The organism is Streptomyces sp. NPDC001351, from assembly GCF_042896045.1.
Lineage (GTDB): Bacteria > Actinomycetota > Actinomycetes > Streptomycetales > Streptomycetaceae > Streptomyces.
Genome location: NZ_JBIAWS010000003.1, coordinates 794,299 through 806,990, shown reverse-complemented (window position 1 = coordinate 806,990; position 12,692 = coordinate 794,299). Strand labels below are relative to the sequence as shown.

Below are 12,692 nucleotides of genomic sequence, written 5' to 3'. Positions count from 1 at the left end.
AAAACTCGTCATTTTCGATGACCGGAATCGTGCGCTGATCCACGAGATTGGTCAATACCCGAGCAGAACTGAGCATGGATTTGATTGAAGATGACGAGTAGTGTTCACGTCGTGCTGGCAGAACGACGACACCAACTCATCCTGCGGGCCCTGCGCTCCGGCGGGCCCGCGGCTGTGACCGACCTCTCCGAGCAGCTGGGTGTGAGCCCCGCCACGATCAGGCGCGACCTGGTCAAGCTGGAGGAGGACGGCCTGCTCACCCGTGTGCACGGCGGCGCCGTCGTGGAGGAGGGCGACCAGCCCTTCGCCGAGGTCGCCGAGGTGCGGGTGTCCGAGAAGGACGCCATAGCCGCGCGGGCCGCCGCGATGGTCGCCGACGGCCAGTCGGTGCTGCTCGACATCGGCACCACCGCCTTCCGGCTCGCCCGCCAGCTGCACGGCCGCCGTCTCACCGTGATCACCAGCAATCTGGTGGTCTACGAGGAACTCGCCGACGACGAGGGCATCGAGCTGGTCCTGCTCGGCGGCATGGTCCGCCGCGAGTACCGCTCCCTGGTCGGCTTCCTCACCGAGGACAACCTGCGCCAGCTGCACGCCGACTGGCTCTTCCTCGGCACCAGTGGAGTGCGTCCGGGCGGGCAGGTGATGGACACGACGGTCGTCGAGGTGCCGGTCAAGCGCGCCATGATCAAGGCGAGCGACAAGGTCGTCCTCCTCGCCGACCAGGCGAAGTTCCCGGGTACGGGCATGGCGAAGGTCTGCGGTCCCCAGGACCTGGACGTGGTGGTGACGAACGCCCCGGTCGACCCGGCGACCCGCTCCTCCCTGGAGGAGGCGGGCGTCGAGGTGGTCGTGGCAGGAAAGGTGCAAGGGTGAAGCTGACGATTCTGGGCGGCGGCGGGTTCCGCGTGCCGCTCGTGTACGGGGCCCTGCTGGGCGACCGCGGCGAGGGCAGGGTCACCGAGGTCGTCCTGCACGACCTGGACGCGGGCCGGCTCTCCGCGGTGACCCGCGTCCTCACGGAGCAGGCCGCCCGCGTCGAGGACGCGCCCACGGTGACGGCCACGACCGACCTGGACGAGGCCCTGCGCGGCGCCGACTTCGTCTTCTCCGCGATCCGCGTCGGCGGCCTCGAGGGCAGGGCGAACGACGAACGCGTCGCCCTCGCGGAGGGTGTCCTCGGCCAGGAGACGGTGGGCGCGGGCGGCATCGCCTACGGCCTGCGCACGGTCCCCGTGGCCGTCGACATCGCGCGGCGGGTGGCCCGGCTCGCCCCGGACGCCTGGGTCATCAACTTCACCAACCCGGCCGGCCTGGTCACCGAGGCCATGTCCCGCCATCTCGGCGACCGCGTCATCGGCATCTGCGACTCGCCGGTGGGCCTCGGCCGCCGTATCGCCCGCGTCCTCGGCGGCGACCCGAAGGAAGCCTGGATCGACTACGTCGGCCTCAACCACCTCGGCTGGGTGCGCGGCCTGCACATCGCGGGCCGCGACGAGCTGCCGAGGCTGCTCGCCGACCCCGACCTGCTCGGCTCCTTCGAGGAGGGCAAGCTCTTCGGCGTCGACTGGCTGCAGTCCCTCGGCGCGATCCCGAACGAATACCTGCACTACTACTACTTCAACCGCGAGGCCGTCCGCGCCTACCAGCAGGCCGAGAAGACCCGCGGCGCCTTCCTGCGTGAGCAGCAGGCCCACTTCTACGAGGAGATGCGCGACCCGGGCGCCCACGCCCTCGCCGCCTGGGACCGCACCCGCGCCGAGCGCGAGGCGACCTACATGGCCGAGAACCGGGAGACAGCGGGCGCCGGCGAGCGCGACGCCGACGACCTCTCCGGCGGCTACGAGAAGGTCGCCCTCGCCCTGATGCGGGCCATCGCCCGTGACGAGCGCACCACCCTGATCCTCAACGTCCGCAACCGCAGCACCCTCTCGGTGCTCGACTCCGAGGCGGTCATCGAGGTCCCGTGCCTGGTCGACGCCAACGGCGCGCACCCGGTCGCCGTCGCCCCGCTGCCCGAGCACGCCACCGGCCTGGTCTGCGCGGTGAAGGCCGTCGAACGCGAGGTCCTCGCCGCCGCCGAGTCCGGCTCCCGCACCACGGCCGTGAAGGCCTTCGCGCTGCACCCGCTGGTCGACTCCGTGAATGTGGCCCGACGGCTGGTCGAGGGCTACACGGACGTTCACCCCGGCCTCTCCTACCTGAAGTAAGCTCCCGGCGGAAAGCGCTTTCCCGCGTCTTGCGCTCTCGCCGCCCTCTCTCTGGAGACCTCTCATGCACGACGAACGCCGCCGGATCGAGGAGCGCGCCGAGCGCCTCCACAACCAGCGCATCAAGACCGCGATCTACGCGGCCACCGTCCCTCTGACGGTCGAGGCCTGGCAGGCGCCGGGCGAGCCGGTCCCGTTCGAGGAGGCCGCGGCCGCCGCGTACGAGCCCTTCGCGATGGGCACCCCGTGGGGCCCGCCCTGGGGCACGACCTGGTTCCGGATGCGCGGGCAGGTGCCCGCCGAGTGGGCCGGCCGGCGCGTCGAAGCCGTCATCGACCTCGGCTTCGTCGGCGACTGGCCGGGCAACCAGGCCGAGGCGCTGGTCCACCTCACCGACGGGACACCCCTGAAGGCGGTCAACCCGCTCAACCAGTACGTGCCGATCGCCAACCCGGCCACGGGCGGCGAGGAGATCGACTACCTGGTCGAGGCGGCCTCGAACCCGGACATCCTGGCGAACAACTTCGCCGAGCCCACGCCCCTGGGTGACGTCCTCACGGCGGGCGACAAGCCGCTCTACACCTTCCAGCGCGCCGACCTCGCCGTCCTCGACGAGGAGGTCTTCCACCTCGACCTCGACTTCCAGGTGCTGCGCGAACTCATGGTCCACCTCGGCGAGCACGAACCGCGCCGCCACGAGATCCTGCACACCCTGGACCGCGCCATGGACGTCCTCGACCTCGACGACGTCTCCGGCAGCGCCGCCGCCGTCCGCGCGGTCCTCGCGCCCGTCCTCGCCAAGCCCGCGCACGCCAGCGCCCACACCGTCTCCGGCGTCGGCCACGCGCACATCGACTCCGCCTGGCTGTGGCCCATCCGCGAGACCAAGCGAAAGACGTCCCGCACCTTCTCCAACGTCACCGCGCTCGCCGACGAGTACGACGACTTCATCTTCGCCTGCTCCCAGGCCCAGCAGTACGAGTGGGTGCGCGACAACTACCCCAAGGTCTGGGCGCGCATCCAGGAGTCCGTGAAGAAGGGCCAGTGGGCGCCGGTCGGCGGCATGTGGGTCGAGTCCGACGGCAACCTGCCCGGCGGCGAGGCCATCGCCCGCCAGCTCATCCACGGCAAGCGCTTCTTCATCGAGCACTTCGGCATCGAGACCAAGGGTGTCTGGCTGCCGGACTCCTTCGGCTACAACGCGGCCTACCCGCAGCTCGCCAAGCTCGCCGGCAACGAGTGGTTCCTCACCCAGAAGATCTCCTGGAACCAGACCAACACCTTCCCCCACCACACCTTCTGGTGGGAGGGCATCGACGGCACCCGCATCTTCACCCACTTCCCGCCGGTCGACACCTACAACGCCCGCTTCAGCGGCGAGGAGATGGACCGCGCGGTCCGCAACTACGCGGAGAAGGGCGCCGGAACGCGCTCGCTCGCGCCCTTCGGCTGGGGCGACGGCGGCGGCGGCCCCACCCGCGAGATCATGGAACGCGCGCGTCGCCTCGCCGACCTGGAGGGTTCGCCCAAGGTCGTCGTCGAGCACCCGGACGAGTTCTTCGCCAAGGCCCGCGAGGAGTACCCCGACGCCCCCGTCTGGAACGGCGAGCTCTATCTGGAGCTGCACCGCGCCACCTACACCTCCCAGGCCCGCACCAAGCAGGGCAACCGCCGCAGCGAACACCGGCTGCGCGAGGCCGAGCTGTGGGCGACGACGGCCGCGCTGCACGCGCCGGGCTACGCCTACCCGTACGAGAAGCTGGACCGGCTGTGGAAGACGGTCCTCCTCCACCAGTTCCACGACATCCTGCCGGGCTCCTCGATCGCCTGGGTGCACCGCGAGGCGGAGGCCGAATACGCCCGTGTGGCAAAGGAGCTGGAGGAGCTGACGGCCGAGGCGGTCGCCGCGCTGGGCGGTGGCTCCGCTCGCGTCTTCAACACCAGCCCCTTCGACCGGGCCGAGGTGGTCCGTACGGCCGAGGGTGCCCCGACGTACGTCGAGGTGCCCGCGAGCGGCAGCGCCCCGCTCGCGGCCGCCGAGCCGCCCCAGCCGGTGACGGTGGCCGGACGGGTCCTCGACAACGGCCTGGTCCGCGTCGAGGTGGCCGAGGACGGCACGCTGGCGTCCGTACGCGATCTGCGCGCCGGCGGCCGCGAGGTCCTCGCCGACCAGGGCAACCTGCTCCGCCTGCACACCGACCTCCCGAACTACTGGGACGCCTGGGACATCGACAAGCACTACAAGAACCGCTACACCGACCTGCTGGACGCCGACTCGGTCACGGTCGTCGAACAGGACCCGCTGCTCGGCGCGATCCGCGTGGAGCGCAGCTTCGGCAAGGGCTCCAGGCTCACCCAGACGATCACCCTGCGCGCCGGCAGCCCCCGTATCGACTTCGAGACCGACATCGACTGGCACGAGGCCGAGAAGATCCTCAAGGCGGGCTTCCCGGTCGACATCCGCGCCCCGCACTCCTCCGCGGAGATCCAGTTCGGCCACATCCAGCGGCCCACGCACACCAACACCAGCTGGGAGGCGGCCCGTTTCGAGGTCTCCGGCCACCGCTGGGTGCACATCGCCGAGCCCGGCTACGGCGTCGCGGTCATCAACGACTCGACCTATGGCCACGACGTCTCCCGCACGGTCCGCGAGGACGGCGGTACGACGACCCGCGTCAGCCTCAGCCTGGTGCGCGCCCCGCGGATCCCGGACCCGGAGGCCGACCAGGGCCGCCACCGCTTCGTCTACTCCCTCCTCCCCGGCGCGAGCATCGAGGACGCGGTCGCGGAGGGCTACGCCCTCAACCTCCCCCTCCGGGTGGCGGATTCGGCGGGTGCGCCGGAGCCGGTCGTCTCGGTGGACGGCGAGGGAGTCACCGTCGAGGCGGTCAAGCTGGCCGACGACGAGTCCGGCGACGTGGTCGTCCGGCTCTACGAGTCCCGCGGCGGCCGCGCCCAGGGCGTCCTGCACACCGGCTTCCCGCTCGCCGGCGCGCAGGTCACCGACCTCCTGGAGCGCCCGCTGGAGGACGCGGAGGCCGTCGAGGGAGCCGTCCCGGTCACGCTGCGCCCCTTCCAGATCCTGACGCTCCGGCTGCGGAGGGGCTGACGCATGGCCATGCAACCCTGGTTCACCGACGCCAAGTTGGGGATCTTCATCCACTGGGGCATCTACGCCGTCGACGGCGTCCAGGAGTCCTGGTCGTTCTACGACGACATCGTGCCGCACGACCGGTACATGTCCCAGCTGGAGCGCTTCACGGGTGCCAAGTACGACCCGAAGGCCTGGGCGGACCTGTTCGCCCGGGCAGGCGCGAAGTACGCGGTCCTGACCTCCCGTCACCATGACGGCGTGGCCCTGTGGGACACGCAGTACGGAGACCTCAACCTCAGCAAGGACTACCTCGGCCCCTACGCCGAGGCCCTGCGCGAGAAGGACCTCAAGGTCGGCTTCTACTACTCCCACTCCGACTGGAACCACCCCGACTACGCGTCCACGCGCAAGCCGGGCCGCCCGCCGGAGCAGGAGGACAACCGCTACTCGGAGGTCGCGGCCGAGGACGAGGACCTGGACGCCTGGGAACGGTTCATCGCCTACCGCGACGGCCAGATCCGCGAGCTGGCCTCCCGCTACCGGCCCGACCTGATGTGGTTCGACGGCGAGTGGGACCGCAGCGAGGAGCAGTGGCGCATCCCCGAACTCGCCGCGCTCATCCGGTCGTACGTCCCCGACGTCGTCTTCAACGCCCGCATGCTCAGCGAGGGCGACTACGCGACGCCGGAACAGGGCGCCCCCATCGTGCCGCCTGACGGCCCCTGGGAGCTGTGCCTGACCATCAACGACTCGTGGGGCTACCAGCACCACGACCACAACCACAAGTCGCTCGCCCAGCTGATCCGCTACTTCACGGAGACGATCGGCGGCGGCGGGAACCTCCTTCTGGACGTAGGCCCCATGGAGGACGGCACCATCCCGCAGCCGCAGGTCGAACGGCTGGAGGGCCTGGGGGAGTGGATCCGGGGGCACGCGGAGGCGGTGTACGGAACGGTGCGCGGCCTGCCGGCCGGGCACCACTACGGCCCCAGCACCCTTTCCGCCGACCGCCGCACGCTCTACCTCACCCTGTTCGACATCCCGCGCGCCGAGATCGGCGTCCGGGGCCTGGCGACGGCGGTCCGCAGGGTCACCGTCCTCGGCACCGGCACGGAACTCGGCCACCGGGTGGTCGGCGGACTGCACGACGCGGTGGGCGTGTTGTGGATCGACCCGCCGACCGAGGCCGACCTCGATCCGTACGCGACCGTGCTCGCCGTGGAGTTGGAGGGGGAGCTGGAGCTGTACCGGGGGTCGGGCCGCTTCTGACGACCGCTCACATATAGCCGTCCCGGCTCTGGTCGCGCCGCCGACGGGCTTCCCCGCGAGCTCGCACGAGTTCGGTGAGGGGAGCCCGCAGCGCGTAGACGGCGACCAGCGCGGTCGCGATGCCGCCCGCCGCGATGAGCCAGTCCTCCAGCGAGACGATGCGGTGCGACCAGGTGTCGTGGACGGTCAGGTAGATCTTGATCGGGGGTCGCAGGGTGTCGAGGGCACGCTTCGTGTCGCCTTGGTACGTGGTGACGGTGAGCGCCAGCTCGTAGTCCCCCGGTTCGTCGGCGGAGATGCTCCACTGCCATTCCGCGGGGTCGCCCGGCTGGGCGATGAACTGTTCGGGCGCCGAATCGGTGAGCATGACCACCCGCACATTCCTGCTCCCGCAGGTGAGCGCGGCGCCTTCCACCCCGCCCACCTGGAAGGCCCGGGTCACCAACGCGGCCTGTGCGAAGCGCGACGACTTCTCTCCGCGTGCGGTGAGCAGGACGTCGTACGTCAGGTTGCCCCCGACGGACATCGACACCGAAGGGTCATAGGCGAGCGACCCGTTGAAGAGGTGCTTGCGGTCGCTCACGACCGAGGCCCGTAAGTCCGCCTGTCCCGGGCGCTGCCCCGGCGCCTCGCCACTGCCGCCCATGTCGTTGCCCACTCCGCAGGAGGCCAGGAGGGCGGTCAGCCCGAGCACGAGGAGGAACGACAGACGCCGGCCGGCAGTGGTGATCCGTCTTCTCACGCCTGCGCCGCCTCGGTCATGGCCGCCCCCGGATCCTGTGCAGTCGAGCCGCGGGAAGGCCCCCGCGGCGGGTCGGTTCAAGATTCTTCCCGCCGCGGGGGCCCGGGCGCCAGCCCTTCTTCCAGCCTCCTCAATTGCTCCTCAGCCGGTGAAACCGGCCGTGATCGAGGTGAACTGCCAGTTGTTCTGGCTGATTCCGGAGCAGTTGCTCACCACGCCGCCGCCGGGGCACGGCCGGTCGCGGTTGACCGACCAGAAGGCGAGCCGGGCGATGTGATGGCTGTTGGCCCAGTCCTTGATCTGGGTCCAGATCGCCGGAGTGGTGGTCTCCTGCTGGTCGGACAGGCCGTTCATGCCGGAGATCCCGATGTGGGAGTAGGCGGTGGCGTCGTCCCAGCCGAACGTCGACTTCAGCTTGGCCTTCAGGCCCTCAGCCGCGTTCACGGTGTTGCCGTACATGTCGGAGCCGCCGCCGAAGTCGAACGGCATGATCGTGAAGACGTCGATGTTGGCGCCCAGCGACTGCGCCTGCTCGATGAGCCGGTTGCCGTAGTACGTCGGGCCGGTTGTCGACGTGCCGAAGGTGACGATGGTCCTCAGGCCGGGGTTGTTGGCCTTGACCGTCTTCAGGGCGGTGAGGATCTTCGCCTGGACGGCCTCGTTCTCGAACTCGTCGGAGTTCTCGATGTCCATGTCGATCGCCTTCAGCGAGTAGGCGTCGATCACCTTCTGCAGGGCCCCGGCGAGCGCGCTCGCGGAGGAGCAGTTGGCGCCGAGCTTGCTGCCCTGCCAGCCGCCGAACGACGGCACGATGTCACCGCCGGCCGAGCGGATGGCGTTGATCGCGGACTGGTCGGCGCCGCCGGTCAGCGGCCGGCTGCCGTCCCAGGCGGGAGTGCAGCCGCCGGAGTCCAGCACGAACGCCATGGTGAACCACTTGACGCCGGTCGCGCTCATCACCGTCGACGGGCTCGGCGGGTCGCCCCAGCCCTCGTACAGATAGGGCGCGGCCTGCTTGAACCCGGTGCCGCCACCGCCGCCCGCGTCCGTGGTGACGGAGACGGAGTTGGAGGCCCCGGAGGTGTTCCCGGCCGCGTCCCGCGCCTTGACGGTGAAGGTGTACGACGTGCTCGGCGAGAGCCCGCTGACCGTGGCGGTCGTACCGGAGACGCTGAGGACGTTGTTCGAGCCGCTGTAGATGTCGTACGCCGTGACGCCGACGTTGTCCGTCGAGGCGTTCCACTGCAGCGACACGCTCGACGAGGTCTTGCCGGTGGAGGTCAGCCCGGTCGGCGCGGTCGGCGCCTGGGTGTCCGAGCCGCCGCCCCCGCCGCCGGGGCCGTCGAGGCTGATGTCGTCGGCGTAGTAGGTGCCCTGGGCGTACCAGCCGTGGACGTAGATCGTGGCGCTGGTCTGCGAGGCGCCCGTGGTGAACGAGACGGACAGCTGGCTGTACGCCGACGGGGAGGTCGTCCAGTTCGACGCACCGCCGCTCACGCCCAGGTAGACGTAACTGCCACGCACCCAACCGCTGAGGCTGTACGTCGTGTTGGGCTGCACGGAGACGGTCTGGGTGCACTGAGCGTTGTCGCTGTCGGTCACCGCCCCCTGCAGGGCCTTGGATCCGCCGTGCACGGGGGAGGAGACCACCGAACCGAGGTTGCCGGTGCAGGTCCAGGGGGAGAGACTGCCCGACTCGAAGCCGGGATTCGTCAGGATGTTGGCCGCTTGGGCCGTACCGGGTAGAGCGATGGCTCCGGCGAGCGCGAGAGCAGCGGAGCCGAGCAGAGCAAGAAGCCGACGTCTGTGACGTCCGAGTGTGTTGCGCACGCGATCTCCCTGGGGAATGGGGGTGTTCGGGAGTGCACAGAGATGCAGGGAACTGCGCAACACAAGGTGGTATGGACCAATCCTGCTGTCAATACCTGACGCGGAATTGGTCCATACCGGTGAGCTTCTTCAACGGTGCCGATCTAGAGCGGCAGGACCTGAGCCGAAACCTCGACGGAGTCGACAGGTACAGGCACGGCCGGCAACAAAGGCTCCGCCTCCACCCTCTGCTGCGGCAGCGAAACCGCCCGCAGCGGCCGCGGACCCGACACCACCGTGTAGTCCTGCCCCAGGAACGGCGGAGCCACTTCCCCCGGGTCCTCCCCGAGAGCCAACTGCACGGCCGCCCAAGGGGCGTTGACCCCGCACAGCGACAGCTGGTGCAACCCGCCCGCGGGTCGCGTGTTGACGTCCATCAACATCGGCTCGTCACCGAACATCCGGAACTGGATGTTGGACAGATAGTGCAGCCCGAACCCCTCCGCGATCCGCCGCGCCGGCTCCAGCCACTGCTCGTGCAGGGTGAATCCGCGCCGCCGCCCGTTCTTGGTGCGCCCGATCGCCAGCCGCACCCGGTTGTCAGGACCGGTGAGGCAGTCCACCGAGACCTCCGGCTGCTCCAGACGAGGCATCACCAGCCAGTCGACCGGTTCGTCGGCCTGCTCCAGGGCTTCCACGACCAGATCCAGCGGCACATACGGGCCCGGGAAGCCGTTGAGGTGAACGAGCGAGAAGGGGGCGCGCGTGATCACACGGAAGCCCACGCCGCCCGCGCCGGACGCGGGCTTGAAGCACGCCTTGTGCCCGCCCGCCTCCAACTCCTCGACGGCGGCCACGAGTTCACCCGCGGTCCGCACCCGCCACCACGGCGGCACGGGCACCCCGATCGCCTGGACCGCCTCGTACGCGATCACCTTGTCGTGGAAGACGGCCACCGCCTCCGGAGGCGGCGCCAGCAGCGCCGTACCGACCGCTTCGAAGTCGGCGCGGTGCGCCACGATCGCCGCCTGCTGCAGCCGGGGCACGAACACGTCGATGCCGCGCCGCTGGCACTGGTCGAGGGCGTACTCGACATACGCGGCCGGGGACAGTCCCTCCGGCTCCAGGTCGGCGGTGTCGGCGGCGGCCAGCACGGGGGAGTCCGCGTCCCCGTGCGTCGCATGGATCTCCACGGCGCGATCGCTGGGATTTCGGCGCAGCTGATCCATGAAGAACACGTTCTCCGCGTACGTGCGGTTGAGCCAGACGCGTACGCGAGAGACCATGCAGGGCCGTCCTTTCACGGTTCGCGGGCAGGGCTGAGCGGCCCGTGCCCGGGCAGGGGAGTTGGAGGGTCACCAAACCGCCCTTGAATGAAGGGAAGCTCATGGCGGTGGTGTTGGGGCGATCATACGGCCTCCAAGAGGCCGCGCGTGCAACGTACGTGTTACGGATTCAGCGATCTTGCCGTCTTGTCGCTGAGCCGGAAAATGTGTTCTCGTGGTGCCATCCGTGAGACCGCGGATGCGCAGTGTGTACGGAGGGGGCGGAAGGTGACGTCGACGGCCGGTGGTGCCGGACAACTGCTGGCCATCAGCGACCTGCACATCGGATACGCCGAGAACCGCGCCCTGGTCGAGGCGATGCGCCCCGAGTCGGACGAGGACTGGCTGCTCGTGGCCGGCGACGTCTCGGAGAACGTGGCCGACATCCGCTGGGCCCTGAAGACGCTTGCGAGCCGTTTCCGCAAGGTGATCTGGGCGCCGGGCAACCACGAGCTGTGGACCCATCCGACAGACCCCGTCACCCTGCGCGGCGTCGCCCGCTACGAGCACCTCGTCGCCATGTGCCGCGATCTCGGCGTGACCACACCCGAGGACCCCTACCCGGTGTGGGAGGGCCCGGGCGGCCCGGTGGCCGTCGCACCGCTCTTCCTCCTCTACGACTACTCGTTCCTGCCGGCCGGCTGCACCACCAAGGAGCAGGGTCTTCAGTACGCGCACGGCACCGGCATCGTGTGCAACGACGAGTACCTGCTGCACCCCGACCCCTATCCGAGCCGCGAGGCCTGGTGCCGGGCCCGGGTCGCCGAGACCGAGGGCAGGCTCGCCGCACTCCCCGCCGACCTGCCGACCGTCCTGGTCAACCACTACCCGCTGGACCGGCACCCCTGCGACGTCCTGTGGCACCCGGAGTTCGCCATGTGGTGCGGCACCGGACTGACCGCCGACTGGCACCGCCGCTTCCGCGTCGAGACCATGGTGTACGGGCACCTCCACATCCCGCGGACCACCTGGCACGAGGGTGTCCGCTTCGAGGAGGTGTCCGTCGGCTACCCCCGCGAATGGCGCAAGCGGCCGCAGCCGCCGGGGAGACTGCGCCGCGTGCTGCCGAAGGAGGTCGGGGCCCGGTGATCGAGGAGCTGCTGCCGGACGAGGTGGTGGCCGTGGAGGTGCACGGCGACGACGGGAGCGAGCCCGCGCCGCTGTACCCCGAGGAGGCGGCGGCCGTGGAACAGGCCGTCGACAAGCGCCGCCGCGAGTTCGCCCTGGTACGCGCCTGCGCGCGCCGCGCCATGGAGAAGCTCGGTGTGCCCGCGCAGCCCCTGCTGCCCGGCGAACGCGGCGCGCCGGGCTGGCCGCCCGGCCTGGTCGGCAGCATGACCCACTGCGACGGCTACTGCGCCGCCGCGCTGGTCCGTGCCACCGACCTGGCCTCCGTCGGCATCGACGCCGAACCCCACCGGCCGCTCCCGGACGGCGTCCTGGACGCGGTGGCCCTGCCCGCCGAGGCGGCCAGGCTGCGCCGCCTGGCCGTGCGGCACCCCCAGGTCCACTGGGACCGGCTGCTGTTCAGCGCCAAGGAATCGGTCTACAAGGCGTGGTTTCCCCTCACCGGACTGTGGCTGGAGTTCAGCGAGGCCGACATCGAGGTCTTCGTCGACCCCGACGAGCGGCTGCACGGCGGCTTCCGCGCCGAACTCCTCGTCCCCGGCCCGCTGGTCGGCGGTCGTCGGCTCGGGCACTTCGAGGGCCGCTGGACCGTCCAGCGGGGGCTGGTGGCGACGGCGATCAGCGTGCCGCACACCCGCTGAACCCCCGCCCGGCGGCCGCCGGCCGTCACGGTTCCGGGCACCAGCTCTGCAGCAGCCGGAAGAACTCCTCCTCGTTCCCCGCCAGTCCCGCGGCCGCCAGCGCCTGCTCCGCCTCGGCGAGCACGGCGGGCGGTACGACGGGAGCACGCGAGGAACCGGGGGGACCGTCGAACGCGGCTCGTACGGTGTGCAAGAGCCGCAGGTAGGCCTGTACGGCGGTGCGCTCGCGGTCGGTCAGTACGGCAGTGGGCATCGGTCGGCTCTCCCCGCGTCGGCGTCGTCGGTCGCACCCCGCACAAGGGGGCGCAACTCCAGCTTGCCGCCCGCCACTGACAATCGGGTCCGGGCACCTGTCCGTTCGCCCGCTTAGCGGAGGCGAAACCTCCTCGAAATCCCTTGTGGGAAAGCAGTCCTACGCTGGAGGACAAGGGCTTTCGGCCGCTTGCGCGCGGCCCTGGAACGGGGAGGCGAGTG

At 70.4% G+C, this 12,692-nt stretch carries 10 protein-coding genes; 6 read left to right on the top strand and 4 right to left on the bottom strand.

Annotated elements, in window-relative coordinates; translation table 11 throughout:
* Nucleotides 1–111: 111 nt before the first annotated feature.
* From ACFY1U_RS13925 to ACFY1U_RS13910, 4 genes are all read left to right on the top strand, one after another.
* On the top strand, nt 112–876 hold the full coding sequence (locus ACFY1U_RS13925) for a DeoR/GlpR family DNA-binding transcription regulator (protein ID WP_365837892.1): 765 nt from the start codon (nt 112–114) through the stop codon (nt 874–876).
* Nucleotides 873–2,210 (top strand): 6-phospho-beta-glucosidase, encoded by a 1,338-nt coding sequence (locus ACFY1U_RS13920; protein ID WP_390694347.1) that lies wholly within the window; start codon nt 873–875, stop codon nt 2,208–2,210. Before ACFY1U_RS13925 ends, ACFY1U_RS13920 begins: the two co-directional genes overlap by 4 nt.
* Before the next feature lie 64 nt (nt 2,211–2,274).
* Nucleotides 2,275–5,319 carry an alpha-mannosidase gene (locus tag ACFY1U_RS13915; RefSeq protein ID WP_390694346.1) on the top strand — a complete coding sequence of 1,015 codons (3,045 nt, stop codon included), beginning with the start codon at nt 2,275–2,277 and terminating at the stop codon, nt 5,317–5,319.
* 3 nt (nt 5,320–5,322) lie between these two features.
* Nucleotides 5,323–6,573 carry an alpha-L-fucosidase gene (locus tag ACFY1U_RS13910; RefSeq protein ID WP_390694345.1) on the top strand — a complete coding sequence of 417 codons (1,251 nt, stop codon included), beginning with the start codon at nt 5,323–5,325 and terminating at the stop codon, nt 6,571–6,573.
* Between the two features lie 7 nt (nt 6,574–6,580).
* On the opposite strand, the gene ACFY1U_RS13905 is transcribed toward ACFY1U_RS13910, so the two are convergent.
* From ACFY1U_RS13905 to ACFY1U_RS13895, 3 genes are all read right to left on the bottom strand, one after another.
* On the bottom strand, nt 6,581–7,315 hold the full coding sequence (locus ACFY1U_RS13905) for a hypothetical protein (protein WP_390694344.1): 735 nt from the start codon (nt 7,313–7,315) through the stop codon (nt 6,581–6,583).
* A 141-nt stretch (nt 7,316–7,456) separates the two neighbouring features.
* On the bottom strand, nt 7,457–9,145 hold the full coding sequence (locus ACFY1U_RS13900) for a carbohydrate binding domain-containing protein (RefSeq protein ID WP_390694343.1): 1,689 nt from the start codon (nt 9,143–9,145) through the stop codon (nt 7,457–7,459).
* A gap of 143 nt (nt 9,146–9,288) precedes the next feature.
* The gene (locus tag ACFY1U_RS13895) at nt 9,289–10,410 is read right to left on the bottom strand and encodes an ATP-grasp domain-containing protein (RefSeq protein ID WP_390694342.1); all 1,122 of its coding nucleotides are present in this window, start codon (nt 10,408–10,410) and stop codon (nt 9,289–9,291) included.
* A 267-nt stretch (nt 10,411–10,677) separates the two neighbouring features.
* Here ACFY1U_RS13895 and ACFY1U_RS13890 point away from each other — a divergent pair, with 267 nt between their 5' ends.
* Together ACFY1U_RS13890 and ACFY1U_RS13885 are read left to right on the top strand one after the other, a co-directional pair.
* Nucleotides 10,678–11,538: a metallophosphoesterase family protein gene (locus tag ACFY1U_RS13890; RefSeq protein ID WP_390694341.1), complete on the top strand. Its 861-nt coding sequence runs from the start codon at nt 10,678–10,680 to the stop codon at nt 11,536–11,538.
* A complete protein-coding gene (locus ACFY1U_RS13885) occupies nt 11,535–12,218 on the top strand; it encodes a 4'-phosphopantetheinyl transferase (RefSeq protein WP_390694340.1) in 684 nt (227 codons plus the stop codon). The genes ACFY1U_RS13890 and ACFY1U_RS13885 overlap by 4 nt, the downstream gene beginning before the upstream one ends.
* 25 nt (nt 12,219–12,243) lie before the next feature.
* On the opposite strand, the gene ACFY1U_RS13880 is transcribed toward ACFY1U_RS13885, so the two are convergent.
* On the bottom strand, nt 12,244–12,471 hold the full coding sequence (locus ACFY1U_RS13880) for a hypothetical protein (protein WP_390694339.1): 228 nt from the start codon (nt 12,469–12,471) through the stop codon (nt 12,244–12,246).
* Nucleotides 12,472–12,692 lie beyond the last annotated feature (221 nt).